Source organism: Nocardia sp. CA-135953, from assembly GCF_050955735.1.
GTDB lineage: Bacteria > Actinomycetota > Actinomycetes > Mycobacteriales > Mycobacteriaceae > Nocardia.
The window spans coordinates 811,412-835,148 of the sequence record NZ_CP192082.1 but is presented as its reverse complement, the minus strand read 5'-3'; the positions used below and the strand labels follow the sequence as shown (position 1 = coordinate 835,148).

General features: G+C 66.2%; 25 protein-coding genes, 1 pseudogene and 1 riboswitch. Of the genes and pseudogenes, 16 read left to right on the top strand and 10 right to left on the bottom strand.

The window, feature by feature from the left end; translation table 11 throughout:
* Nucleotides 1-32: 32 nt before the first annotated feature.
* The 4 genes from ACQPXH_RS03930 to ACQPXH_RS03915 form a co-directional block, all read right to left on the bottom strand.
* Entirely contained in the window at nucleotides 33-1,178 is a 1,146-nt protein-coding gene (locus ACQPXH_RS03930) for a glutamate--cysteine ligase (protein ID WP_433600975.1), read from the bottom strand.
* A gap of 13 nt (nucleotides 1,179-1,191) precedes the next feature.
* Entirely contained in the window at nucleotides 1,192-1,878 is a 687-nt protein-coding gene (gene sodC, locus ACQPXH_RS03925) for a superoxide dismutase[Cu-Zn] (RefSeq protein WP_433600973.1), read from the bottom strand.
* Between the two features lie 130 nt (nucleotides 1,879-2,008).
* Nucleotides 2,009-2,569 carry a LytR C-terminal domain-containing protein gene (locus tag ACQPXH_RS03920; RefSeq protein WP_433600972.1) on the bottom strand — a complete coding sequence of 187 codons (561 nt, stop codon included), beginning with the start codon at nucleotides 2,567-2,569 and terminating at the stop codon, nucleotides 2,009-2,011.
* 147 nt (nucleotides 2,570-2,716) lie between these two features.
* Nucleotides 2,717-3,064: a DUF3263 domain-containing protein gene (locus ACQPXH_RS03915; protein ID WP_433600971.1), complete on the bottom strand. Its 348-nt coding sequence runs from the start codon at nucleotides 3,062-3,064 to the stop codon at nucleotides 2,717-2,719.
* A 186-nt stretch (nucleotides 3,065-3,250) separates the two neighbouring features.
* Here ACQPXH_RS03915 and ACQPXH_RS03910 point away from each other — a divergent pair, with 186 nt between their 5' ends.
* The 6 genes and pseudogenes from ACQPXH_RS03910 (at nucleotide 3,251) to fahA (ending at nucleotide 8,528) form a co-directional block, all read left to right on the top strand.
* Entirely contained in the window at nucleotides 3,251-3,841 is a 591-nt protein-coding gene (locus ACQPXH_RS03910) for a peptide deformylase (RefSeq protein WP_433600969.1), read from the top strand.
* Entirely contained in the window at nucleotides 3,834-4,823 is a 990-nt protein-coding gene (locus ACQPXH_RS03905; RefSeq protein ID WP_433600967.1) for an N-acetylglutamate synthase, CG3035 family, read from the top strand. Before ACQPXH_RS03910 ends, ACQPXH_RS03905 begins: the two co-directional genes overlap by 8 nt.
* Nucleotides 4,824-4,869: 46 nt before the next feature.
* Nucleotides 4,870-5,685, top strand: a complete 816-nt coding sequence (locus ACQPXH_RS03900) for an exodeoxyribonuclease III (RefSeq protein WP_433600965.1) — start codon at nucleotides 4,870-4,872, stop codon at nucleotides 5,683-5,685.
* Nucleotides 5,686-5,771: 86 nt separating this feature from the next.
* Nucleotides 5,772-5,963: pseudogene (locus tag ACQPXH_RS03895) on the top strand (TetR/AcrR family transcriptional regulator); the annotation flags it as partial.
* A gap of 136 nt (nucleotides 5,964-6,099) precedes the next feature.
* Nucleotides 6,100-7,356 (top strand): homogentisate 1,2-dioxygenase, encoded by a 1,257-nt coding sequence (locus tag ACQPXH_RS03890; protein ID WP_433600964.1) that lies wholly within the window; start codon nucleotides 6,100-6,102, stop codon nucleotides 7,354-7,356.
* Complete coding sequence (gene fahA, locus ACQPXH_RS03885) at nucleotides 7,353-8,528, top strand: fumarylacetoacetase (RefSeq protein ID WP_433600962.1); 1,176 nt, start codon at nucleotides 7,353-7,355, stop codon at nucleotides 8,526-8,528. The genes ACQPXH_RS03890 and fahA overlap by 4 nt, the downstream gene beginning before the upstream one ends.
* Before the next feature lie 212 nt (nucleotides 8,529-8,740).
* On the opposite strand, the gene thiC is transcribed toward fahA, so the two are convergent.
* The 3 genes from thiC to ACQPXH_RS03870 form a co-directional block, all read right to left on the bottom strand.
* A complete protein-coding gene (gene thiC / locus ACQPXH_RS03880) occupies nucleotides 8,741-10,366 on the bottom strand; it encodes a phosphomethylpyrimidine synthase ThiC (protein ID WP_433600960.1) in 1,626 nt (541 codons plus the stop codon).
* Nucleotides 10,358-10,484, bottom strand: a riboswitch (TPP riboswitch). It overlaps the preceding gene by 9 nt.
* Before the next feature lie 106 nt (nucleotides 10,485-10,590).
* Nucleotides 10,591-11,073 (bottom strand): VOC family protein, encoded by a 483-nt coding sequence (locus tag ACQPXH_RS03875; protein ID WP_433600958.1) that lies wholly within the window; start codon nucleotides 11,071-11,073, stop codon nucleotides 10,591-10,593.
* Nucleotides 11,074-11,143: 70 nt separating this feature from the next.
* Nucleotides 11,144-11,551 (bottom strand): hypothetical protein, encoded by a 408-nt coding sequence (locus tag ACQPXH_RS03870; RefSeq protein WP_433600956.1) that lies wholly within the window; start codon nucleotides 11,549-11,551, stop codon nucleotides 11,144-11,146.
* 57 nt (nucleotides 11,552-11,608) lie between these two features.
* Between ACQPXH_RS03870 and ACQPXH_RS03865 the strand changes: the two genes are divergently transcribed.
* Entirely contained in the window at nucleotides 11,609-12,070 is a 462-nt protein-coding gene (locus ACQPXH_RS03865; protein WP_433600954.1) for a MarR family winged helix-turn-helix transcriptional regulator, read from the top strand.
* Nucleotides 12,071-12,098: 28 nt separating this feature from the next.
* Here ACQPXH_RS03865 and ACQPXH_RS03860 read toward each other — a convergent pair whose 3' ends face one another.
* Both ACQPXH_RS03860 and ACQPXH_RS03855 read right to left on the bottom strand, forming a co-directional pair.
* Complete coding sequence (locus ACQPXH_RS03860) at nucleotides 12,099-12,638, bottom strand: YceI family protein (protein WP_433600953.1); 540 nt, start codon at nucleotides 12,636-12,638, stop codon at nucleotides 12,099-12,101.
* Between the two features lie 2 nt (nucleotides 12,639-12,640).
* Nucleotides 12,641-12,970 carry a hypothetical protein gene (locus ACQPXH_RS03855; RefSeq protein WP_433600951.1) on the bottom strand — a complete coding sequence of 110 codons (330 nt, stop codon included), beginning with the start codon at nucleotides 12,968-12,970 and terminating at the stop codon, nucleotides 12,641-12,643.
* 133 nt (nucleotides 12,971-13,103) lie between these two features.
* Here ACQPXH_RS03855 and ACQPXH_RS03850 point away from each other — a divergent pair, with 133 nt between their 5' ends.
* The 5 genes from ACQPXH_RS03850 (at nucleotide 13,104) to ACQPXH_RS03830 (ending at nucleotide 19,555) form a co-directional block, all read left to right on the top strand.
* Nucleotides 13,104-15,884 carry an ATP-binding protein gene (locus ACQPXH_RS03850; protein WP_433600950.1) on the top strand — a complete coding sequence of 927 codons (2,781 nt, stop codon included), beginning with the start codon at nucleotides 13,104-13,106 and terminating at the stop codon, nucleotides 15,882-15,884.
* A gap of 118 nt (nucleotides 15,885-16,002) precedes the next feature.
* Nucleotides 16,003-16,170: a hypothetical protein gene (locus ACQPXH_RS03845; protein WP_433600948.1), complete on the top strand. Its 168-nt coding sequence runs from the start codon at nucleotides 16,003-16,005 to the stop codon at nucleotides 16,168-16,170.
* Between the two features lie 117 nt (nucleotides 16,171-16,287).
* Complete coding sequence (locus ACQPXH_RS03840) at nucleotides 16,288-16,764, top strand: DUF1772 domain-containing protein (protein ID WP_433600946.1); 477 nt, start codon at nucleotides 16,288-16,290, stop codon at nucleotides 16,762-16,764.
* Nucleotides 16,765-17,013: 249 nt separating this feature from the next.
* The gene (locus ACQPXH_RS03835) at nucleotides 17,014-17,805 is read left to right on the top strand and encodes a thioesterase family protein (protein ID WP_433600945.1); all 792 of its coding nucleotides are present in this window, start codon (nucleotides 17,014-17,016) and stop codon (nucleotides 17,803-17,805) included.
* Nucleotides 17,806-18,049: 244 nt separating this feature from the next.
* Nucleotides 18,050-19,555 carry an SH3 domain-containing protein gene (locus ACQPXH_RS03830; RefSeq protein WP_433600943.1) on the top strand — a complete coding sequence of 502 codons (1,506 nt, stop codon included), beginning with the start codon at nucleotides 18,050-18,052 and terminating at the stop codon, nucleotides 19,553-19,555.
* Nucleotides 19,556-19,690: 135 nt separating this feature from the next.
* Here the strand turns inward: ACQPXH_RS03830 and ACQPXH_RS03825 are convergent, their stop codons facing one another.
* Complete coding sequence (locus tag ACQPXH_RS03825; RefSeq protein ID WP_433600941.1) at nucleotides 19,691-20,344, bottom strand: TetR/AcrR family transcriptional regulator; 654 nt, start codon at nucleotides 20,342-20,344, stop codon at nucleotides 19,691-19,693.
* A gap of 85 nt (nucleotides 20,345-20,429) precedes the next feature.
* Here ACQPXH_RS03825 and ACQPXH_RS03820 point away from each other — a divergent pair, with 85 nt between their 5' ends.
* From ACQPXH_RS03820 to thiD, 4 genes are all read left to right on the top strand, one after another.
* Nucleotides 20,430-21,566: an epoxide hydrolase family protein gene (locus ACQPXH_RS03820; protein ID WP_433600939.1), complete on the top strand. Its 1,137-nt coding sequence runs from the start codon at nucleotides 20,430-20,432 to the stop codon at nucleotides 21,564-21,566.
* 246 nt (nucleotides 21,567-21,812) lie between these two features.
* Nucleotides 21,813-22,436 carry an NAD(P)-dependent oxidoreductase gene (locus tag ACQPXH_RS03815; RefSeq protein ID WP_433600937.1) on the top strand — a complete coding sequence of 208 codons (624 nt, stop codon included), beginning with the start codon at nucleotides 21,813-21,815 and terminating at the stop codon, nucleotides 22,434-22,436.
* Nucleotides 22,437-22,486: 50 nt separating this feature from the next.
* Nucleotides 22,487-22,774, top strand: a complete 288-nt coding sequence (locus tag ACQPXH_RS03810) for a hypothetical protein (RefSeq protein ID WP_433600935.1) — start codon at nucleotides 22,487-22,489, stop codon at nucleotides 22,772-22,774.
* On the top strand, nucleotides 22,771-23,613 hold the full coding sequence (thiD, locus tag ACQPXH_RS03805; protein ID WP_433600933.1) for a bifunctional hydroxymethylpyrimidine kinase/phosphomethylpyrimidine kinase: 843 nt from the start codon (nucleotides 22,771-22,773) through the stop codon (nucleotides 23,611-23,613). The genes ACQPXH_RS03810 and thiD overlap by 4 nt, the downstream gene beginning before the upstream one ends.
* Nucleotides 23,614-23,737: the final 124 nt, after the last annotated feature.

The window sequence follows — 23,737 nt, the reverse complement described above, 5'->3', positions numbered from 1 at the left end:
TGAACGTCAGCCGACTTTTCGACCAGGCAGAACTACGGGTCCAACTCCTTGACCAGGGCATCGACCACCGCGACCAGATCGCCCTGGGTGCTCGCGGCCACTTTGCGCTGCCGCTGATACGACGCGCCGCGCCGTGGGATCTCCGCCACCAGTGCGAGTTCGTCCGCACAACCGAGCCGCTTGGCGGTCGGCTCCAACCGCTGCAGCAGATCCATCAGATCATCGGTGACCAACCGCTCGTTGCTGTCGTCGTCCACGATGACGATCGCGTCGAGGCCGTAGCGGGCCGCGCGCCATTTGTTCTCCTGGACATGCCACGGCGGGATGGTCGGCAGCGTCTCGCCATTGTCGAGGCGCTGATCGAGATCGACGATCAGGCAGTGGATGAGCGCGGCCATGGCCGCCAGCTCCGCATGGGTCGAGATCCCATCGCAGACGCGCACCTCGATGGTGCCCCATTTCGGTGCGGGCCGGATATCCCAGTGCATTCCGCCGAGCTGTTCGAAGACCCCGGTCTTCATCTCGTCGTGCACGAAATGCTCGAACTGGGTCCAGTTTTCGAATTGGAACGGCAGACCTGCGGTGGGCAGTTGCTGGAACATCAACGTCCGGTTGCTCGCATAACCGGTGTCCGAACCCGCCCACATCGGCGAAGACGCGGACAGCGACAGCAGATGCGGATACGACAGCAGCAGGGAGTTGAGGATCGGAAAAACTTTCTCGCCGTGTGAAACTCCGACATGCACATGGACGCCCCAGATCATCATCTGGCGGCCCCACCACTGGGTGCGATCGATCAGTTCGTCGTAATGCGTTGAGCGCGTCAATTGTTGGGCCGACCACTGGGCGAACGGATGGGTGCCCGCGCAGAACAGATCGACGCCGAGCGGATCGGCGGCACGGCGCACGGTATCCATGGTGCCGCGCAGATCGTCGACCGCCTCGCCCACGGTGTTGTGCACACCGGTGACGAGCTCGACGGTATTGCGAAGTAACTCCTTGGTGACCTGCGGGGTTCCGTCGTAGGCGTGTAGGTCACCGAGCGAATCGAATACGGCCGCAGCGGTATTCGACAGATCGCGGGTCACCTTGTCGACGAGCGCGATCTCCCATTCGATACCGATGGTCGGCCGGGGCGACCCGGGGAAGGGAACCCGCGCGATTGCTGTCCCGGCCATATCGGTGACCTTGCTACTGGATTACACCGCAGGCGATGCGACCGCCAGCGTCGCCCGTCGCCAGTGTGGTGTCGTCCGGGCCGGCAACGCCGTCGGCGCGGACATAACGGTTGGGGATATTGCCGAAGTTATCGGCATCGGCGTGGATCATCAGGGCCTTGCCCTTGATGTCGTCCAGCGTCACCGCATCGGTGGTGGTGACCAGTTTGGCCGAACCGTCGGCACGGACCTCGAGCGAGGTCAGGTCGCCGCTGGCCGGATGAGCGTTGGCGCTGCCGACCTGCAGGTGGCCGCCGGCCGACAGGAAGTCACCCGCGGGTCCGCCGGTCGGCGCGACCGAGTTGGGCTCGCACTTGCCGACCTGGTGGATGTGCAGGCCGTGGAAGCCGGGACGCAGGCCGTGCGCCTCGATGCTGACCTGGAGGTGGTTGCCGTCCTTGGTGATGTTCGCGACGGCGACCGAGGAACCCGCGGGGTCCTCGAGGTCGACCTTCACCCCGGTGTTGGCATTCGGGGCGCCGGTCACGGTGCCGGATTCGCCGGCCGGCGGGGCGGACGCACCGGTCCACACGGGCGGCGTAGTTCCCTGGACGTCGCTCGACTCCTGACTGTTCGAGCAGGCGGCGAGGCCGAAGACCGCGACAGCGAGCACCGGGGTCACAGTGCGCCAGGACGGGCGACGAGTTGTGGACGGGGCCATCGGGGGAACTCCTTTACGAGTACCGAGTTTACGAGTAAAGCTGGGTGGACACGTTCGTTACCGGACAAGATGATGCCACGCCCGCCGTGTCGCACCCGTGACCGGGCCGTGTCGCGAGCCCCCGGACTGGTCAGTTGCCCGTGACAACTACCGTCACGCCTGAACCCGACCCACCGGAGCGCGGCTCCGCGGTCGCGCCCAGTTCATCGGCTATGGCCAGTGCGGCTTCTTTCTCGCCGGGGTTATTGCCGTAGTACACAGTCGTATTCGCGAGATTGGGGCCGGGATAGTTGCCGACCTCGGCGACCGTCCAGCCGTTGGCGGTGAGCTCGCCCGCGGTGCGCGAGGCCAGTCCGGCGATGGTGCTGTTGTTCAGAACATGTACCGGGACAGCACGATTCGCCGTGGTTGTCGTCGGCGACGTCGTCGTGGTCGACGGCTTCGTGGTGGCCGGCGCCGAACTGGTCAGTGCCGCACTCGTGGTCTGCACCGGCGCGTTGGTCGTCGCGACCGCCGTGGTGGCGGCGGCCCGACTCGTTGTGCTCGAGGCATCACCCGCCCCCGAGGTGTCGGAATCCGAACTCGATAACGACATCGCGCCGAGCCCCGCGAAAACGATGGCCAGCGCGATCAACACCATCGCCAGCGCGCGCAACGGCGGCCCGCCGGAGGTGGGATTCGGGTAGTTCACGGCTGCGCCTCGCTGGCGCTCGGCTCCACCGTGCGCCACGACGCGCTGGGTCTTTGGTTCACTCGCTGACGCTCGCTCACGCTATCGACCCTATCCGCAAACCGGCCCCTGTGGTCTCTGCGCAGGGTCCGCTTTTACGGCGGCGCGTCATACCTGGAAGCCGAGCCTCCGAGCGGCTCGCGCCTTCTGCCTGCTCGCTCGCAGTCGACGCAACCGCTTCACCAGCATGGGATCTGCCGCAAGTGCCTCCGGCCGATCCACTACCGCATTGAGTACCTGGTAGTACCTGGTCGGCGACATGCCGAACAGTTCACGAATGGCCTCTTCTTTAGCCCCGGCGTATTTCCACCATTGCCGTTCGAAGGCCAGGATGTCGTGTTCGCGACGGCTGAGACCGTCACCGTCACCATCGACCTGCTGGGCTGCCGTGACATCTTCGCTCGCAGAAGGGCCGTCCTGGATCCCGGAAAGATTCCGCGCCGCTGCGCCGTCCATCTTGCTCCCTCGCCGAGTGACCACCAGAGGAAAATGATGCTTGTACGTCGCGGATCATTGAACCACGGGCCGCGGGATTGCCCCAGCACCGTACCGGCGTGTTCGCTACCGGTCGGTAGCGAGTCGCGACCACCCGCGATCGCGGCGGCTGCGACCCGTGCGAGCCGATCGGCAATAATTGCCCCCATGGCAATCCTCCCCATCGTGATCGTCGGTGACCCGGTTCTGCACAATCCGACCGAGCAGGTCACTCGGACGCCGGAGGAACTGGCCGAGCTGATCGCGAATATGTACGAGACGCTCGATGCCGCCAACGGCGTCGGACTGGCCGCGAACCAGGTCGGCGTGCCGCTGCGGCTGTTCGTCTACGACTGCCCCGATGTCGGTCCCCATGGTTCGGCCGTGCGACGCAAGGGCGCGGTGATCAATCCGGTGCTGGAGACCTCCGAGATTCCGGAGACCATGCCGGATCCCGATGACAATGACGAGGGCTGCCTGTCGGTGCCCGGTGAGCAGTTCCCCACCGGTCGCGCCGAATGGGCCCGCGTCACCGGAACCGATGAGCACGGGGAACCGGTCGAGATCGAAGGCAAGGGTTTCTTCGCCCGCATGCTGCAGCACGAGGTCGGACATCTCGACGGATTCCTCTATGTGGACGTGCTGATCGGCCGCAATGCCCGTGCGGCCAAGAAGGCGATCAAGCGGAACGGTTGGGGCACACCGGGACTCAGCTGGATTCCGGGCACCGTGCCCGACCCGTTCGGCCACGATGACTGATCCTGCGGGTGATTCGCCATCGCCCGATATCCAGTTGGGTCGGCGCGTGGTGCTGCGGTACCGCTTGCCTGCTGGTTATCCACAACCACTCACAGATGTGATCGGCGAACTGGTTTCGCTGGATCCGCCTACCGTGCGGGCCGCGGACGGGCAGGTCGTCGCGGTCGCGGTGGATCGCGTGGTCGCGATGAAAGCGTTGGGGCCGAGGCCGATTCGCACCAGGGAGATTCGGGCGCTGGAGGCCGCGGCGGCCTACGGCTGGCCAGGTATCGAACAGGGTTGGATCGACGGCTGGCTGCTGCGGGCCGGAAACGGCTATACCAACCGCGCCAATTCCGCTGTGCCGCTCGGCAGCTCGGACGGTCCGGCGAGGCTGGGCGCGGATACGCTGCAGCGGATCGGTGAGTGGTACACCGCGCACGGACTGCCGGTGCAGCTCGCGCTGCCGGATCGGCTGGCGGCGCTGCCACCGGGCTGGCGCAGTTGGCGGGAAACCCAGCTGCTGGCGATCGATATCGACAATTTCGTACTGCCGCAGGGGCCGCGGATGGTGCGCATCGTGCCCGCACCCGATGACGCCTGGTTGTCGATGCACCGCTACAGCGGCGAAGATCCTGCGACACAGCCTGTTTCGCCGCCGCCGGTGGTGCAGGTACTCACGGCCGTGCACGACGGCGAAGTGGGTTTCGCCTCGCTCGGATTGCCGCGGCCCATCGCGATCGGCCGCGGCGCGCTCACCAGCGCACCGGACGGCCGCCGCTGGATCGGCCTGACCTGCGTCGCGGTGACGGCCGAACACCGTAGGCACGGATTGGGTTCGCTGATCTGCGCGGAGCTGATCCGCTGGGGCGCCGACCGCGGCGCCACCCACGCCTATCTCCAGGTCGAGGCCGAAAATACCGGGGCCATCGCGATGTATCACGAATTGGGCTTCCTCGACCACCACACCTACCGCTATGCCGTGCCGGACGGCTCGCGCTGAACCTGCGGTACAACAGACCTATAGCCCATTGCGAAGGAAGGCATCCGTGCGTCTCGCGACCTGGAACGTCAATTCGATCCGCTCCCGCCTCGACCGGGTCGCGGACTTTCTCGACCGCCAGGACATCGATGTGCTCGCGATGCAGGAAACCAAATGCCGCGACGACCAGTTCCCGTTCGAGCGCTTCGACGAACTCGGCTATGAGGTCGCCCATATCGGGTTGAACCAGTGGAACGGTGTCGCCATCGCCTCTCGCATCGGCCTCGACGATGTGGAAGCCGCATTCCCGGACCAGCCCGGCTTCGACAAGGATGCGGCCGAATCGCTGATCAGCGCCCCGATCGTGGAATCGCGCGCACTCGGTGCGAGCTGCGGCGGAGTGCGAGTGTGGAGCCTGTACATCCCCAACGGCCGCACCCTGCACGACCCGCACTACACCTACAAACTGGAATGGCTTGCCGCCCTGCGCGCCAACGGCGCCCAGTGGCTCGCCGAGAATCCGGAGGCGCAGATCGCCCTGGTCGGCGACTGGAATATCGCCCCGACCGACGACGACGTCTGGTCCGTCGAATTCTTCGCCGACAAAACCCACACCTCCCAACCCGAACGCGACGCCTTCGACGCCATCGTCGAAACCGGCTTCGCCGACGTCGTGCGTCCCTATGCCCCTGGCCCCGGCGTCTACACCTACTGGGACTACACCCAACTGCGCTTTCCCCGAAAAGAAGGCATGCGCATCGATTTCATCCTCGCCTCCCCCACCCTCGCCGCCCGCACCAAGGACGCGATGGTCGACCGCGAGGAACGAAAAGGCAAGAGCCCCAGCGACCACGCCCCGGTGATCGCCGAATTCACCGACTGAAGGTCAGCGGACCCAGTTCTTCAACGGTTCCGTCTTCAGCTCGACGTCGACTGGCTCGGGCAGTTTCACCACGGCACCGTAACGATCTGCTCGTAACGACGCTGCGCGCGTGGGGCACCGAGGACGCCGAGCGCAAGTTGCCGGTGCTGGTCGAGCTGTGGGTGTCCGCCGGTGAGGGCGCGGTGCGCACGCTGCTTGCGGACAAGGACGGATGGGATCCGCGGAGCCTCGGAGCCTTTGTCGGGCCGGCCGTGTACCGCGCATTGCGTCACGCCTGACAATTGTTCAGCACTTCACCCCGTCGCTAGGCGAAATGCCGCAGAAGATGGCAGAGGACTGACAAAATGTCCACCGGACCGTGCGTTCCAGCACTACGATGGAAGCAAATCCAGCGCTACAGCCGGAGGTGCGGTCATGGCGTTCTATCGGCAGGTGGGAGCGGTGCCGCCGAAGCGACACACCCAGCATCGAGACGACCGGGGACGGCTTTATTACGAAGAGCTGATGGGCGAAGAGGGCTTCTCCGGCGATTCCTCGCTGCTGTATCACCGCGGCCTGCCGCCCGCCATTGTCGATTCGACGATATGGGAGCTGCCGGACCAGACACTCACCCCTAATCATCCACTGCGCCATCGACATCTGCGCCTGCACGAACTCTTCCCCGGCGATACCCCGGCCGGAGCCGATCCGGTTACCGGCCGTCGACTGCTACTCGGCAACGCGGATGTGCGGATCTCGTATGTGGTGGCCAAGGGTGCGTCACCGCTGTACCGCAATGCGATCGGCGACGAGCTGGTGTATGTGGAATCCGGTGCGGCCGTTGTCGAAACGGTCTTCGGTACCATCCCGGCCCGGCAGGGCGACCAGGTGCTGATTCCGCGCGCGACCACGCACCGCTGGCTACCGAGCGGCCCGGAACCGCTGCGCGCGTACGTGATCGAAGCATCCAGCCACATCACCTCGCCGAAACGCTATCTCTCGAAATTCGGTCAGCTGCTGGAACATTCGCCGTACTGCGAGCGGGATCTGCACGGGCCTGGGGAACCGCTGGTCGCCACCGGAACCGATATCGAGGTGCTGGTGAAGCATCGACCCGGCGGTCAGGTGGTCGGCACACGGATGATCTACGCGACGCACCCGTTCGATGTGGTCGGCTGGGACGGCTGCCTTTATCCGCTCACCTTCAATATCGCCGATTTCGAACCGCTCACCGGCCGGGTGCACCAGCCGCCGCCCGCCCATCAGGCATTCGAGGGAATCAATTTCGTGGTGTGCAATTTCGTACCGCGCAAGGTCGACTATCACCCGCTATCGATTCCGGTGCCGTACTACCACTCCAATGTCGACAGCGACGAGATCATGTTCTACTGCGGCGGAAACTACGAGGCGCGCAGGGGTTCCGGCATCGGGCAGGGTTCGGTATCGGTACATCCCGGCGGTTATGCGCACGGTCCGCAGCCGGGCGCGTATGAGCGCAGCATCGGCATCGACTTCTTCGATGAACTCGCGGTCATGGTCGATACTTTCCGACCGCTCGAACTCGGCGAAGGCGCGCTGGCGTGCGAGGATCCCGGATATGCGTGGACCTGGTCCGGTCGCGCACCGCAGTCCGTCGATGTCCGGCAACCGAATCAGCGCCCGCACGCGAATCAGCGCCATGGGCCAGCATGAAGACCCGCATCGAGGTTCCCGACAACACCCTCTTCGGTCCGAACAATCTTCCCTACGGCGTCTTCGCGCCGGAGGGCCGCGACTTCCGAGTGGGTGTGCGACTCGGCGAGCAAGTCATCGATCTGGCTGCGGCACTGGAGGATCCGGTATTCGCCGAGCCGACTCTCAATGCCTTCATGGCGGCGGGGCCACGTCGATGGCGCGAGGTGCGCGAGCGGATCCGCAGGCTGATCGCCGACGAAATCCCCAGGGAGGCAGTACATCTACTGCACGATGTGCGTACCAAACTGCCAGTGGAGATCGGTGACTATGTCGATTTCTACGCCAGCATCGACCACGCGACCAACCTGGGCAGGCTGTTCCGTCCCGATGCCGAACCGCTGCTGCCCAATTGGCGGCATCTGCCGATCGGATATCACGGGCGCGCGGGCACCGTCGTCGTCTCGGGGACCGAGGTCGTGCGGCCGCACGGCCAACTCCGAACCACCTCCGGCACACCGGATTTCGGGCCTTCGCAACGACTCGATGTAGAAGCCGAGCTCGGATTCGTAGTCGGCGTCGGATCCGAACTAGGCACACCGATCGAGATCGACCAGTTCGCCGAGCACGTCTTCGGCGTCGCGCTGGTGAACGATTGGTCCGCGCGCGATATCCAGGCCTGGGAGTATCAGCCGCTCGGACCGTTCCTCGGCAAGTCCTTCGCGACCTCGCTCTCGGCGTGGATAACGCCGCTGGCCGCCTTGGAAAGCGCCCGCATTCGACTGCCGAAGCAAGAACCCGAACCACTGCCCTATCTGCGCGGCAGCCAGCGGTGGGGCCTCGACATCGACCTGGCCGTGCACTGGAACGGCCAAACCGTCTCGCATCCACCGTATTCCCGGATGTACTGGTCGCCGGCGCAGATGCTGGCGCATCTCACCGCGAACGGCGCTGCCACGCGCACCGGCGACCTCTACGCATCCGGCACCATCTCCGGATCGGAACCGGACCAACGCGGTTCGTTCATCGAATTATCCTGGGGCGGAACCGAACCCGTCACAGTGAACGGGCTGCACCGGACCTTCCTGGAGGACGGCGACGAGGTGGTAATCACGGCATCGGCCCGGGGTGCGAGTTCGCGGCGCATCGGCCTCGGCGAGGTCCGCGGGCGCATCTGGCATGCGCGCGAATGAGGTTCAACGCAAGGGAGACGCTGTATTGCATCCGCAAGACCCCCGGGGCGGCCGAACCCACCCCAGCCAGGCGCGGGTAAGAGCTGCCAGCTCGGCCCTTCAAGGCCGAGAAGCTGATTTTTTGTGCGAATCCACACCTGAGCGGCGGATTCTTCGTGTACCTTCCAGAGAGAAGCCCCGGACCACTCGTTGGTCCGGGGCTATCGCCATCTTTACGACACGACCGGCAGATACACCTGTGCCCCGTGGTCGGCGAACTCGGCGGACTTCTCCGCCATACCGGCTTGCAGCGCCTCGGTATCCGAAAGCCCCTGCCGCGCGGCGTATTCCCGCACGTCGGCGGAGATGCGCATGGAGCAGAACTTCGGTCCGCACATGGAGCAGAAGTGAGCGGTCTTGGCGGGTTCGGCGGGGAGGGTTTCGTCGTGATACTCGCGGGCGGTATCCGGATCGAGGGAGAGGGCGAACTGGTCGCGCCAGCGGAATTCGAACCGTGCCTTGGACAGCTCGTTATCCCGGTCCTGGGCGTGCGGATGGCCTTTGGCGAGGTCAGCGGCGTGCGCGGCGATCTTGTAGGTGATCACGCCGACCTTCACGTCGTCGCGGTCGGGCAGGCCGAGGTGCTCCTTGGGCGTGACGTAGCAGAGCATCGCGGTGCCCGCCTGGGCGATGATGGCCGCGCCGATGGCCGAGGTGATGTGGTCGTAGGCGGGTGCGATATCGGTGGCGAGCGGGCCGAGGGTGTAGAACGGCGCCTCCTCGCACAACTCCTCCTCCAGCCGCACGTTCTCCACGATCTTGTGCATCGGCACGTGACCCGGGCCCTCGATCATGACCTGCACGCCATGCGATTTCGCGATCTTGGTCAGCTCACCGAGGGTACGCAGCTCGGCGAACTGGGCCTCGTCATTGGCATCGGCGATGGAGCCGGGACGCAGGCCGTCACCGAGGGAGAAGGTCACGTCGTAGCGCGCCAGGATCTCGCAGAGTTCGGCGAAGTTGGTGTACAGGAACGACTCCTGATGATGCGCCAGACACCATGCGGCCATGATGGATCCGCCGCGCGAGACGATGCCGGTGACCCGCTTGGCGGTCAGCGGCACATAGCGCAGCAGCACACCGGCGTGCACGGTCATATAGTCGACGCCCTGCTCGCACTGCTCGATCACGGTGTCGCGGTAGATCTCCCAGGTGAGCGCGGTCGGATCGCCGTTCACCTTCTCCAGCGCCTGATAGATCGGCACGGTGCCGACCGGGACGGGCGAGTTGCGCATGATCCATTCGCGCGTCTCGTGAATATTCTTGCCGGTGGACAGATCCATGATGGTGTCCGCACCCCAGCGGGTGGCCCATACCATCTTCTCCACCTCCTCCGCGATCGAGGAGGACACGGCCGAATTGCCGATATTGGCATTGATCTTCACCAGGAACTTCTTGCCGATAATGGTCGGCTCCAGCTCCGGATGCCTGTGGTTGGCCGGGATGACCGCGCGACCGGCGGCGACCTCGTCGCGCACCATTTCCGGCGTGACGCCCTCGCGCGCGGCGATGAAGCGCATCTCGGGGGTGACGATGCCCTGCCGCGCCCAGGCCAGCTGGGTCAGCGGACCGTCGACGTCGGGCTTGGTCCAGCCATCGCGCAGCTCGGGTAGCCCGGCCTCGAGATCGATGGACGCCGTGTCATCGGTGTACGGGCCCGAGGTGTCGTAGACGTCGAAGTGCTCGCCATTGGTCAGATTGATCCGACGCACCGGAATGCGCAGGTCATCGACCTGCCGGTAGTGCTTGACGCTGCCTTCGATCGGACCGGTGGTCACGGAATCTACAGGTGTGCCCATGAATATCCTCCCTACGCCGGCATTACCCGGTCAGGTTCATACGGTCGACGGCCCTGAACGCCCGAATTGGGCTAGCCGTCCTCTCAGCCCGCTGGTGCGAGCCCCCGTTGGTGTGTGAAATTTTCCCGCCCGACGATAACCTAATATGAAGCACTACCAGATCACCGAGGGTGACAGCTCCGCGATCTACAACTCCGGATACCGCGAGGTCGGCTCCTGGCAGATCAGCTGATCTTGCCCTCGTAGGCGTCCCGCATGCCTTGCAGGTCGATCTTCTGCATACCGAGCATCGCCTGCATGGCGCGGTTCGCGGCCGCGCGGTTGGTACTCGCCAACAGGGTGTCGGCTTCGACGGGCCAGATCTGCCAGGGAATACCGTATTTATCGTTGAGCCAACCACATTCGATCGGCTGGCCGCCGTCGGCGAGCAGTGCCGTCCAGAGTCGGTCCACCTCGTCCTGGCTGTCGCAATTCACCAGCAGCGACATGGCGTGGGTGTAGTGGTAATCGCCGCCGCCGTTGATGGCGGTGAACTTCTGTCCGTTGAGTTCGAAATCGACGAGCATCGTCAGCCCGGCCTCGCGCGGACCCACCTCGGAGTAGGGCACGACATTGGTGATCTTCGAATCCTCGAACAACGAACAGTAGAACTCGGCGGCCTCCTCGGCCTGGGTGTCGTACCAGAGGTTCGTGACGATTTTCTGCATGGTGGTGGTCCTCCCGATCGGTGTGCCTGTATTAGTGCCGACGGTGCTGGCGGACGGAATTCATCGCCCGTCAGTAGGACTGGAGCTCGATCAGGGTACCCGCTGGGTCGCGCAAGTGGGCTGTGCGCAGGTTCGGACCCCAGTTCGGTCGATCGGTCGCGGCGGCGGCCAGCGTCGCGCCGTTGCGCAGGCACAGGTCGAGGCCCGTGTCGACGTCGGGCACTCGGCAGACGAACATCACGGCATCTTGCGCGGGTGCGGCGGTGACGGGTAGATCGGCGGTGCCGACGACTTCGGACATCGCGCCGCGATCGAAGAGCACGAGTACCGCTTGGTCGTCGACATCCCAGTTCGCATAGGGCCCCGCCGCGGTGCCTTTGATCAGCTTCGCGCCGATGAGCTCCGGGAGGACGGCGTGGTAGAAGTCGAAGCATTCGGCGAAACGGGTGACGAGCAGTCTCTGGTACAGGGCGTCCACGCGTCTCCTTATTAGTAGGTGTGAACCTATCGTAGGTCCCACCCTATAATTTGTCGCATGGACTCGCCGCGTGCACTTCCGCCGAGCCTGCTCGGCCTCGAGACCTACCTGCTGTCGCGGGTGGGCAAGGTCGCGCGGGGTCGGTTCGCCGATCGGCTCGCGGCGCACGGGCTTCGGCTGTGGCATGTGGCGGTACTCGCCGCGCTCGCCGATTTCGGGCCGCATGCGCAGCGCGATCTAGGCATTCGGCTCGATATCGATCCGAGCGATGTGGCGAAGATCGTCGACGAATTGGCAAGTTCCGGTCAGGTCGAGCGCACCCGCGATCCCGCCGATCGCCGTCGAATGTCGGTGCGGATCACCAGGACCGGCCGGGCCCTGCTGCGGGCACTCGAGAGGGAGGCGCGGCAGGTGCGTGAGGAGATCCTCGCGCCACTCGGTGAAGAGGAGCGAATTGCGCTGTCGGACATGTTGCTTCGGTTGTTCGAGCACACGCACCCGAACTCCGGCGCGGACTGACCCCTCGTCGGCCCGCGCCGGAGATCCGTCAGTCCGACTCGGCCTCCGGGCGCAAAAGCACATTCAGGTCGATCGCGATATACCGTCCGATCATCAACTCCGGTGCCCGGATACCGATTTCCCGCCGGTCCAGCACGGCATGAGCGGACAGCCGGACGGTGTCGTTGGGACCGAGGACGAATCTGGTTACGGTGCAGACGAGTTCGACCCGTCGTCCGCGCACCTGTGCCGTCCCGGCGACTCGCCACTCACCAGCCGGCTCAGTGATGTGGTCGGCGGTGAACGTCATCAGCGGATAACGGTCCAGATCGAGCAGGCGGCGGGCACGCAGATCCCGGTCGCGCCGGGCATGCCCGGTGTCGATCGCACCCAGATCGACCGTGCCGGTGACGGTTTCGGGCCTACCGCCGGGTCCGGCGGTCAACCGACCGTCCCGGATCGGCGCCCGGCCGTAGACGGTGCGGCCGAAGTTGGCGACAGTGAATTCGGCTCGGCTGTGCGCCGGATCGACCACCCAGTGTCGTTGGCCGCGTTGCAGCTGTGGCTCGACGAGCAGTGTCCACGTCATGGCTAGCCCCGATCCGCATAGATGTCGGCGGAGCCTCGATGGGCGATCACCGGATAGGTCTCCACCCGGTCGGGGCCGGGCAGCAGTGCCATATCCTCGCCGGGCAGCAGTTCGGTGGCGAGGATCGCGCGCTGCGCGGCGAGCAGCACATCCTCGGATTCGGCGAACACCACGATCATCCCGGACCCGTCGTGGCGGCGCAGCTCGTAAGTGGTGAGCAGTCCTGGGACACCGGCGAGCGCCGGTTCGATGCGGTGCCGGGACGCGAAGTCCGCCGCGACCAATTGGTCGGTGCCGCGTGGTCCATCGAAATAGACGAGTTGTGCATACATCCGAAACGCTCCTGATCTGCGGGAATGATGTACTCAGCTTCGGTGGAACGGCAGCAGTGCGAATCAGTGTCACCACGTATGCGCGGTACTGAACCTCGCGCGCGGCCCGCCGAGCCCGTGGATACTGCTGGCTATGCAGGACCCGCTGATCGGTCGTCATCGCGAACTCGCCCGCCTGCGGGCCGATGTGCTCGCGGCCGCCGCGGGACCGGGGCGCTTGGTCCTGATCGACGGACCGGCCGGAATCGGCAAGACCCGGCTGGCCGAGCACACCGCGGCGCTGGCCGCCGAGTGCGGGCTGCGCGTCGGCCGTGGCTTCGCGGTAGACGATGCGGGGATGCCGCCGCTGTGGCCGTGGCATCGGCTCGGCCGCGACCTTCCGGAGTTGGCCGAAGCACTGGCGGGTGGCGACGCCGTGCGGTGGGAAGATTCGGCCTCGCAACGGTTTCGGATGTTCACCGTCTTCGCCGCCGCGCTCGAAGCGGCAGCGGCCCCGGCCGGACTCGCGGTGGTGCTGGAGGATCTGCACTGGGCCGACCGGACCTCACTACTGCTGCTGCGGCACATCGCCGCCGAACTCCCGCACCAGCGGTTGCTCCTGGTCGCCACCGCACGCGACACCGCCGACGGGCCCTATCTCGAACAATTGCCGGACCTGGTACGGATGCCGCACACCCAGACGATGCCGCTGACCGGACTATCGGTCGAGGAGGTCCGGCATTGGTTGCGCCACACCGCGCCCACCCTGGATACCGCGGCCGCCGACCGACTACACGAACGCACCGGAGGCAACCCGCTCTACGTTCGGCTCGTCGTCGAATCGTCCGGCGAATCCGATCCGGATCCATTGTCCCGTCCGGGTTTTCGACGGCTGGCATTGGCGCAGGTGGATCGGCTCGACGCGGTGACCCGGACCGTGCTGCGGGCCGCGAGCGTGCTGGGCGAGCGGATCGAACCGGAATTACTCGAACAGCTCACGGGCGCCGATGTCGAAACGGCGCTCGATACGGCAGTGACCGCCGGTGTGGTCCGGCACCCCGACAACGGCGCAGTCGCATTCGTGCACGCGCTGATCCGCGATGCGATCTACGCCGAATTGTCGCCGTCGGAGCGATTGTCATTGCACCGCAGCGCCGCCGAGTTGCTCGCCGCCCGCGCCGACGGCGATCCTTCCGCGGCCGGACCGATCGCTACCCACCTGCGAAGAGCGAGCGGCCAGGACACCGACGCCGACTGCGCACATTGGGCTCGCATTGCCGCCGAATCCGCCCGCGCGACGACCGCCTACGACGACGCGATCCGCTTCCACGAATGGGCGATCGAGGCGACCGGACCGAGCGCACCCGGCCCGTTGCGGGCCGAGTTGTTGATCGAACTCGCGCGCAGCGAATTCGAGGCCGGTCGCATCGACGACAGCATCGGCCATTGCGCACGGGCCGGGGCGATCGCGGAGCAGGCGACCCGCCCCGACCTCGTGGCGGCGGCCGCGCTGGTAGTGCACGGTATCGGTACCCCGAGGGTAGTCGCCACTGTGGATCAACTGTGCCGCAGCGCATTACGCGGCTTATCGGCCGACACCGACGGCGCGTCGATCGCCCGGCTCACCGCGCATCGTGCCATGGCAGCCGCACAGATCGGCGAATGCGACCGTGCCAGAGAGCTTTCCGCGACGGCCATGGCGACCGCCGAACGCAGCGGCGACCCCGACACTCTGCTCGATGCCATCCACGCCCGCCACCTCGCCCTTTCGGCGCCGCAGTTCCTCGCCGAGCGGATGGACCTCGTCGAACGCGCCATCGAAATCGGCGACCGGGCGCGTCAGCCGCTGGCCCGGCTGTGGGGCTATCTATGGCAGGCCTCGGCCGCCTTCCAACTCGGTGATCTCGGCCTGGTCGACCGAGCGATCATCGAGCTGGAGCAGGTCGCCGAGCGGGGACGCCTGCCGATCGCCCGCTGGCATCTGCATCGACTCGATGCCACCCGCGCAGCACTGACCGGAGACTTTGTCACGGCCGACGAAAGCAATAACGCCGCATTCGAACTCGCCATCCGGATGGGCGACGAGTCGCTGCTCGGTTTGCACCACGCGTTCCGCGGGCTGATGAACATGGTGCAGGGATATGTGTCCGAAACCGAAGCCGCCGAGCGATTGGCGGCGATGCGCCATGCGCCGCAGATACCGTTGATCCGGATCTTCCTGCCGATGACACGCGCCCTGGCCGGCGATCTGGACGAGGCACGCGCGCTGTTCCAGGAGTTCCGGGAATTGCCCGGCACCTTCCAGATCGGACCGCATTGGCTCGGGCTGCTCTACAACCTCGGTTTCACCGCGGTGCTGTTGCGCGACAAGGAAACCGCGGAGCGCACCTACCAGGCGTTCGGCCCCGACGACGGCTACTACCTCGGCGACGGCGGCGCTGTGCTGTGCTCCGGTTCGATCGCCCGCCCGATCGCCGACCTCGCGTTCACTGCCGGACGAGTCGACGCCGCGATCGAGCACTACCAGCGTGCGATCGCGATGGACAGCCGGATCGGCGCGCGCCCATTTCTGGCGCTGAGCCGCCTCGGGCTGGCCGACGCACTGCGCACCCGGGGCGCGCCCGGGGATCTGCGCGCCGCCCGGTCGGCGATAACCGAAGCGGCACAGGAATTTCGGCGACTCGATATGACGCACCGACTGCGGGCCGCCGATGCGCTGCTCGCCGAGATCGACCGAGCGGGCCGCACCGCGAACCCGCTGACCGCCCGCGAAACCGAGGTCGCGGACCTGGTCGCGGATGGCCTCGCCAACCGCGAAATCGCCACTCGGCTGGTACTTTCCGAGCGCACAGTGGAGACGCATGTCCGCAGCATCCTGGCCAAGTTGGGATTTCAGAATCGAACCGAGATCGCGGCGTGGCGCCTGCGCTCCTGAGCAGACGCCGTACCGCATCAGGCAACGGCCTTGCATTCGGGCTTGTCGATGGCAACCGGCTCGGGAGCCTTGCCGCGCAACGGAACTTCTTCGATGAACCAGGAAGCCGATTGCGCAGATGGCGGCGGCGATCGCCGAAGCGACCGGCGCACCGGCGGGTGATCTCGCGGCCGCGGGACTCGCTCACTTCGCACTGGAAGCCGCCGAAGTCGCGAGTACTTGGGAAGATCCGGCGAGCGCGTTCCACGAGTTGTTCGACCTGCTCGACAACGGCTGGGGTCGGTAACTGACGACAACCGGGCCGATCAATCCGACGGCATACGGAATCCCGGTATCGGTTGACTACGAGTTCTAGCGTTGCTAGATTCTCTATCAACGCTACATGCACAGAACGGAGGAACTCATGAGCACCACACTCATCCAGGTCGTCGCCATCGTCTCGGTCCTCGCGAACGCCGTCGTCTACGGCACCGACGCCTGCTTCGCACTGATCACGCGGTCGGTGTACGACAAGCTGGACGACCGGACCGTGACCATCTCGGCGGGCTGGGGGCACTACTACGGCGACCGCCGGATGCCGATCGTCGGGATCAGCGGTGTGGTAACCGCCGTTGTGGCAACGGCTCTCGCGGCGATCGGCGGCCACGCGGCAGCGGCGATCACGGCGGGTATCGCCGTCGTGGCGCTGGTGACCTGGCTCGGCATCTACGTTCGCGTCGCGAAGCCGGTGAACACCCAGCAGACCGCCGCGGCGCACTCCGGCGTCATTCCGACGAATGCCCGTGCGCTGCAAGACAAGTGGAACAGCGTGATCAACGGCCGGGTGGCCCTGCAGTTCACCGCCATCGCCGCGCTCTGCGCCGCGATCGCCCTCGCCTGACGCATCCCATCGAAACCCTGTGTCGGCCACACCTTGCAGGTGCGGCCGACACAGGGTTTTCGCTGATGCGGTGCCGATCGCGAGTTTCGCCATGATGCGGGCGATAAGCACGCGCAATAACGAACCGGAGCGAGCAGCGCGACCATTCGACCGGGATCGCGACGGGTTCGGTGGCTGCTCGTTGCCGCGGGGTAGCGTCGTAGCAGAATCGTTAACCGTACGAACAATCCAGCGGAACGGGACAACGACGTGGCCGACGCCTTCTACACTACAGATCCGGCGAACCCGAGCCGGTTCGTCTCGACCGAACTGACCCGCGGGCCGTGGTCACCCGACGCTCAGCACGCCGGACCACCATCCGCGCTGCTCGGGCACGCGATCGAACGCTGTGAGCCGCGGGCCGGATTCCAGGTCGGCCGGGTCGCGGTGGAAATCCTCGGCCCGGTTCCCTTGGAGCCGCTGACGGTGCAGACGCGGGTGGCACGGCCCGGACGCAGTGTGGAGTTGATCGAAGCGACGCTGTCCACCGATCGCGGACCCGTCATGCGGGCGAACGCCTGGCGCTTCAAACTCGCCGAGCCGGAGCTCGAACTGCCCGAACAGTTCCTGCCGACCGGCGCCCGTCCCGGACCGGATCAGGCGGTGCCGTCCCACTTTCCGTCGACCCAGCCCATCGGTTTCCACACCGGCATCGACTACCGCTTCGTGTCCGGTTCTTTCGCCGATCCCGGCCCGGCGATCTGCTGGATCCGGCTGAAGTATCCGATCGTCGCCGGTACCACGCCGAGTCCGCTGGAACGCACACTCGCCGCGGCGGATTCGGGCAACGGCGTCAGCCGAGTGCTGGATTGGAACCGATACCTGTTCATCAATACCGATCTCACCGTCACGCTGCACCGACAGCCGGTCGGCGAATGGGTCTGCCTGGACGCCGCCACCTATCCGCAACCGCACGGCATCGGCTTGGCCGAGTCCGCGCTCTTCGACGAGAAGGGCCCGCTCGGCCGCAGCACCCAAACGCTGTTCCTCGGCCCGCGCTAGCTCGGCTGCAATCTGCGCGGTCGAAGATCGAGGCCGTGCGTACGCCTGGTGCATGCCGTCGGATCGGGTTGACCGGCAGACCGCATCGATGTCGCGAGCGGTCCGAACTTCGCAGGTCGAGACCGCCGCTCGGCCTGTTGCTGAGCAATCGCCGCATGTGAAAACATAAAAGTGATTCGGTCGACCCGAGACGCCCACCGAGCCGCCTTCGCGCGGCCGATCCGGATGTGGGAAGGAGTCGACGATGTTGATGCGTTTCCGACTGGACCCGGACCAACTCGCCGCGGCCATGTCCATCGCCGGGCTGAAGCCGGGACCACGCTCCGCGCTGCCGCTGACGACCCCGCCGTCCGACCCGGCGGCGGCGCTGCGGGACACCGGACTGCTCGAAGCGGACGATCGACTCACCGGACCGGCGACCGGAGCATTGCGGATCGCCGCCGATCCCTCCGACACCACCGCCGTCACCGCCGACCGCGTCGGGCAACACAACCGGACAGCGGCGCTGCTACTGCGCGGAGACGAAGAAGGCACCTTCGTCATGCAGGCCGGGACCGGCGAGGACGGCTTCGATTTCACCGTCGTGCCGACGCTCGACCAGGCGACCATGCTGGTCGACCAACTGCTCGATCTCACTTCCTACGGCCCCGGATTCGCATCACCCCCGATCGACCTCGATCTCATCGCATTCGCCGCACTTCTCGCCGCCGCCGATGCGGCACAAGAGGCCCGCCTGGCCGGGGTCCTGCGGCGAAACGTGGCGGCCGGACCGCTCGAGCTGCGAGCGCTCGAGCTGGAGGAGCAACTCGCCAAGGGGCTGGCCGCGGGCGACACTCGTTGGGCCTTGTCCGCCGCCCAGGGCGCCACACCGGTCTCACTCGCGGCGGCGGCCGGCCGGATGACGGAGGGACTGGCGCGGCTGGCGTCGCTGAGCCTTGTTCGACTCGAGGCGCTCGGCAGCTACCGATTCACCGATGCCGGGACCGCGGTGGCACGGTCATTCGGTCAACTGTTGACGACCGGGAGCATTGCCGTAATGAACGGTGCGACAAAGAAACAGGACGCGCTCGCCCATTTCACGGTGTTCCGTTCGACGTTCTCGACCCGGTTCGCATGCTGGCGCGAACTCGCGGCGCGCAATCCGCGTGCCGAATTATTGGAGACCACAACCGAAGTCGCGCTCCGGCTGGTGCGCGATGTGCTGGATCCCGCCGTGGTCAAGCCGTTCGCCGGTGGCATACCGGCATTCGACGCGTCTGCCGCACCCACGGAAGCGGTGCCGGCGGTAGAGCGCGGCCGCACTCCGGCATTTCATCCGACCCACCAGGTGCCCGCCAACGGCATGCCCGCATGGGCCACTCCCGACTCGACCCGGCCGCCTGTCGCCCGCATCGAACCGCGCGTCGAACTCCAGATCCTCGATCGCTCCGGCGACTGGGCGCATATCGCCTGCAACAACGGCTGGACCGCATGGGTCGACGGCCGCGCCATCGAACCCCTTGCCGCCCTTTGGTACCCGACCCACCTGGTACCCGAGGGCGGATTGGACGCATGGGCCGCGCCCGATCCGAGCCTCGGCCCCATCACCAGCATCGATCCCGGCGTCGAGCTCCAGATCCTCGGCCGCGCCGGGGACTGGGCGCATATCGCCTGCGACAACGGCTGGACCGCATGGGTCGACGGCCGCGCGATCCACCCCCTCGCCCGGCCCGGTGCACCCTGGATATCCACCGGCTACAGGCACGTCTGAGGCCCCGGTCGCGAGATCACGGGACTATCCGACACCGGCACGATCACAACCTCGAGTGTCCAGTTCATGGCGATTCCCTTCGCTGCTGTGGACATGGGTATGCCTGAACGTGCAGACGTCGCGTCGCGGTGGAAATCATCGCTGACTGCGCGGTTCCCACCGCCACGCGAATTCACCCGCCTCCGGCGGCGGACCGGGCAGTTCACCTTTTCCCGAGAGCCCAGCGATCAGCATGGCGAGCACGCGTCGGCGCAGTTCAGCGGTTCGGACCTGGTCCGGCATGGCAACGGCCGCACATGCTTCCAGGACGAGACCGAGGTCGTTGGCATTGGCATCCGCGCGCAGCCGACCGGAGGCGTGCGCCCGCCGGACCAGTTCCTCGGTGACCTCACCCGAATGCGTGACGTCCGGCAGCATCGACTCGTCCGGAGTGAAGGTGCCCGCCAAATGCACGGTCAACGAGTGCACATCCGCGTCGACCACGCGTTCCAGAAATCCCACCAGACCACGCCACCCGTCCGAATCCTCCAGTGCGGCATCGGCTTCGGCGTTGTAGCGGCGTAGGCCCTCGTGGCAGAGGGTGCGCAACAGCATGTCTTTGCTCGGGTAGCGGCGGTAGAGGGCGCTGATGCCCACTCCGGCTCGCTCGGCGACGGCGGCGATGGGGGCGTTGGCGTCGGCGAGGAAGACCGCGCGGGCCGCCTCGAGGATGAGCCCGTCGTTGCGGGCGGCCTGCGCCTTGCGTCCGGGCAGACCCTTCTGAGCTGGGGCATCGGATGTTTTCGGCATAGGTTCAGACTAGCACTTGAAACGGAATGATCCGTTCTGGTAAAGTTTAAACAGAACGAAGCATTCCGTTTCAAAAGGAGTAGCGATGACCGCAATCACCCCCTTCCGCATCGACGTCCCGCAGGCAAAGCTCGACGACCTGGCCGACCGGCTGTCCCGGGCCCTCTACCCGAACGAATTGCCCGGCGTCGGCGATGCCTACGGCGTTCCGAACGAGCGGGTGCGGGATCTCGCCGAGTACTGGCTGGAACGCTTCGACTGGCGCGCGCTGGAGGCGAAGCTGAACTCCTACCCGCAGTTCACCACCGAGATCGACGGCGAAGATATCCACTTCATGCACATCAGGTCCTCCCGGCCGGATGCGCTGCCGGTGGTCCTGACCCACGGCTGGCCGGGTTCGGTGCTCGAATACCTCGATGTCATCGCGCCGCTGACCGAGCCGGAATCGGCCGATGAGCCCGCCTTCCACCTGGTCATCCCGTCGCTGCCGGGATTCGGATTCTCCGGGCCGACCCGCAGCACCGGATGGGGCACGGTCCGCACCGCCGCGGCCTGGGCGGAGCTGATGGGCCGACTGGGCTACACCCGCTACGGCGCGATCGGCAACGACGGTGGCTCGATGGTCTCACCGGAGATCGGACGGCTGGCTTCCGATCATGTCGTCGGAGTGCATGTGACGCAGCTGTTTTCGTTCCCGTCCGGTGATCCATCGGAGTTCGAGGGGCTGTCCGAGGAGGATATGGCGGCGCTGCAGCACCTGCAGTGGTTCCACGAGAACAAGATGGCCTTCAACGCCTTGCACAGCCAGCAGCCGCAGACGCTCGCGTTCGCGCTGGCCGATTCGCCGGTCGGGTTGCTCGGCTGGAATGCGCAACTGTTCGGCGAAAGCCTCGACGAGGAGTTCGTGATCGGCAATGTGGCCATCTACTGGCTGACCGGAACGGCCGGGTCGTCGCTGCGGTTCTACTACGAGGACGCGCACACCGCGCAGCAGCCGAGTGGACCGACCACGGTGCCGACCGGATTGGCGATGTTCAAGGGTGATTTCCAGTCGATTCGCCGGTTCGCCGAGCGCGATCACAGCAACATCGTCAGCTGGAATTCTTACGACGTCGGCTCCGTCCAAAGTGGCCCGAACGATGCGGCAGGACACTACGCCGCGCATGAGGCACCGCAGGTGATCGTCGCCGATATCCGGCAGTTCTTCGCCAAGCTCGGCTGAGCGCACACAGCGCAACGGCCCGCATCCGTTTTCGGACGCGGGCCGTTGCGCGTTTCCCGGCAGAGACCCTGTCGTATGTCTTCGAGACGGACGGCCATGGTTCGTCTCGTTCTCCGTTGATGTACTGGATTCACCAACAGCTCAACAGTTTTCAACCCCCGCGGTGCGAGCGTCAGGCCCGGAGGCGGCAGCCTGCGTAATCACGTAGGGCCCGGCAGCACCGCGAATTCAACACAGGAGAACATCATGCGTATCGCAGTTTTCGGAGCCACCAGCACCGTCGGTCGGCTGGTCGTCGAGCAGGCGCTCGAGCAGGGGCACGAGGTCACCGCGTTCACGCGCGATGCGGCCGGCGTCGGGCAGCGGCACGAGCGGTTGCACATCGTCGAGGGCGATGTGCTCGACACGAATTCGGTGGAGCGGGCCGTTGCCGGGCAGGATGCGGTGCTGATCTCGCTGGGTGCGGGCCGCAAGGGCGTCATCCGGGCCGAAGGCACCCGAGCGGTGCTCGAGGCGATGGACCGGACCGGCGTCAAGCGGTTGATCTGCCAGACCACCCTGGGTGTCGGCGACAGCCGCGGCAACCTGAACTTCCTCTGGAAGTACGTGATGTTCGGGATGCTGCTGCGCGAGGCCTACGCCGACCACGTCAAGCAGGAAGAATACGTCCGGGCAAGCAACCTCGACTGGACCATCGTCCGCCCGAGCGCCTTCACCGACGGCCCCCGCACCGACGCCTACCGCCAGGGCTTCCCCGCCGACGCCAAGGGCCTCTCCCTCAAAATCGCCCGCGCCGACATAGCCGCCTTCATGCTCACCCAACTCACCGACCCCACCTACACCCACCAGGCCCCCGGCATCTCCAACTAGCGACCGAGAATCCGGTGGTGGAGGGGTGCTCTCGACGTTTGCCTGCGTGGATGCGTGGTGATCGGTCGTCCAGGTCAGTGCTGGTCGAGAGTGCCCCAGGTGGGGAAGGGGTCGGGGTAGGTGGTCCAGGTGGTGGGGCCTGCGCTGAGTTCGTCGTCGGTGAGGAGGGCGCCGTCGAGGAGGGCGCGGATGTGGGTGGTGTCGAGTTTTATGCCGATGAAGACGATTTCCGGATCGGCGCGGCCGCCACCGCCGTCGTGGTGGCGATCACCGCCGCCGGCGGTGCCGGAGCGAGCAGGGTCACCTTCGGGCGACGCTGGGTAGGGTCTGGGATGTGAAATTCCTGCCGCTCGTGCCCGACGGGCAGACTCCAGTTCGCGTCCTCACTATCGCTGGGACCGATTCCGGTGGCGGCGCGGGTATTCAGGCCGATTCCCGGACCATGGCCATGTGCGGGGTGCACGCATGCGTGGCGGTGGCCGCAGTTACGGTGCAGAACTCGGTCGGGGTGAGCGGGTTCCACGAGATTCCGCCGCAGGTCGTGGCCGATCAGGTACGCGCGGTCGTCGGGGATATCGGGGTCGGAGCGGCCAAGACCGGAATGCTGGCCTCGACCGCGATCATCGAGTCGGTCGCGGCGGCATGTCAGGAAGTCGGGATCGGACGGGATCGGACGCCACTGGTGGTCGATCCGGTCGCGGCATCCATGCACGGCGATCCGCTGCTGCACGAGGAGGCCCTGGACGCGGTGCGGCACACGCTGATTCCGCTGGCCACGGTGGTGACGCCGAATCTCGACGAGGTGCGGCTGATCACCGGGATCGAGGTTATCGACGATGCCTCGGCGCGGAAGGCGGCGGAGGCGCTGCACAAGCTCGGAGCGCAGTGGGCCATCGTCAAGGGCGGCCATCTGCGGTCCTCGACGGTGAGCACCGACCTGCTCTTCGACGGCGATCGCTTCCTCGAGTTCACCGCGCCACGCATCACCACCGGCAACGACCACGGCGGCGGCGACACCTTGGCCGCGGCCATCGCGTGCGCACTCGCCAATGGTTACTCGGTCCCCGATGCCGTCGAATTCGCCAAGGACTGGACCTACCGCTGCCTGGCCGCCTCCTACGACCTCGGCGCAGGTCACGGCCCCGTTTCCCCGCTATGGCGGCTGTCCGCCTCCTGACCCCGGCGCACCGCTGTACCAGGTGTGCCGCCGTCACTTGCCATGGGCTTCAGTGGTGCCAGTGGGTTCCGAAACTTGTCGGTGGGTGGGGTCATACTGTGGGCATCGCAGACACCGTTGGCCT

Excerpts from the sequence above, each read along its gene's own strand:
- ACQPXH_RS03930 (WP_433600975.1), bottom strand. The coding sequence starts at position 1,178 with ATGGCCGGGACAGCAATCGCGCGGGTTCCCTTCCCCGGGTCGCCCCGG.
- sodC (WP_433600973.1), bottom strand. The coding sequence starts at position 1,878 with ATGGCCCCGTCCACAACTCGTCGCCCGTCCTGGCGCACTGTGACCCCG.
- ACQPXH_RS03915 (WP_433600971.1), bottom strand. The coding sequence starts at position 3,064 with ATGGACGGCGCAGCGGCGCGGAATCTTTCCGGGATCCAGGACGGCCCT.
- ACQPXH_RS03910 (WP_433600969.1), top strand. The coding sequence starts at position 3,251 with ATGGCAATCCTCCCCATCGTGATCGTCGGTGACCCGGTTCTGCACAAT.
- ACQPXH_RS03905 (WP_433600967.1), top strand. The coding sequence starts at position 3,834 with ATGACTGATCCTGCGGGTGATTCGCCATCGCCCGATATCCAGTTGGGT.
- ACQPXH_RS03890 (WP_433600964.1), top strand. The coding sequence starts at position 6,100 with ATGGCGTTCTATCGGCAGGTGGGAGCGGTGCCGCCGAAGCGACACACC.
- fahA (WP_433600962.1), top strand. The coding sequence starts at position 7,353 with ATGAAGACCCGCATCGAGGTTCCCGACAACACCCTCTTCGGTCCGAAC.
- thiC (WP_433600960.1), bottom strand. The coding sequence starts at position 10,366 with ATGGGCACACCTGTAGATTCCGTGACCACCGGTCCGATCGAAGGCAGC.
- ACQPXH_RS03875 (WP_433600958.1), bottom strand. The coding sequence starts at position 11,073 with ATGCAGAAAATCGTCACGAACCTCTGGTACGACACCCAGGCCGAGGAG.
- ACQPXH_RS03865 (WP_433600954.1), top strand. The coding sequence starts at position 11,609 with ATGGACTCGCCGCGTGCACTTCCGCCGAGCCTGCTCGGCCTCGAGACC.
- ACQPXH_RS03860 (WP_433600953.1), bottom strand. The coding sequence starts at position 12,638 with ATGACGTGGACACTGCTCGTCGAGCCACAGCTGCAACGCGGCCAACGA.
- ACQPXH_RS03855 (WP_433600951.1), bottom strand. The coding sequence starts at position 12,970 with ATGTATGCACAACTCGTCTATTTCGATGGACCACGCGGCACCGACCAA.
- ACQPXH_RS03850 (WP_433600950.1), top strand. The coding sequence starts at position 13,104 with ATGCAGGACCCGCTGATCGGTCGTCATCGCGAACTCGCCCGCCTGCGG.
- ACQPXH_RS03845 (WP_433600948.1), top strand. The coding sequence starts at position 16,003 with ATGGCGGCGGCGATCGCCGAAGCGACCGGCGCACCGGCGGGTGATCTC.
- ACQPXH_RS03840 (WP_433600946.1), top strand. The coding sequence starts at position 16,288 with ATGAGCACCACACTCATCCAGGTCGTCGCCATCGTCTCGGTCCTCGCG.
- ACQPXH_RS03830 (WP_433600943.1), top strand. The coding sequence starts at position 18,050 with ATGTTGATGCGTTTCCGACTGGACCCGGACCAACTCGCCGCGGCCATG.
- ACQPXH_RS03825 (WP_433600941.1), bottom strand. The coding sequence starts at position 20,344 with ATGCCGAAAACATCCGATGCCCCAGCTCAGAAGGGTCTGCCCGGACGC.
- ACQPXH_RS03820 (WP_433600939.1), top strand. The coding sequence starts at position 20,430 with ATGACCGCAATCACCCCCTTCCGCATCGACGTCCCGCAGGCAAAGCTC.
- ACQPXH_RS03815 (WP_433600937.1), top strand. The coding sequence starts at position 21,813 with ATGCGTATCGCAGTTTTCGGAGCCACCAGCACCGTCGGTCGGCTGGTC.
- ACQPXH_RS03810 (WP_433600935.1), top strand. The coding sequence starts at position 22,487 with ATGCGTGGTGATCGGTCGTCCAGGTCAGTGCTGGTCGAGAGTGCCCCA.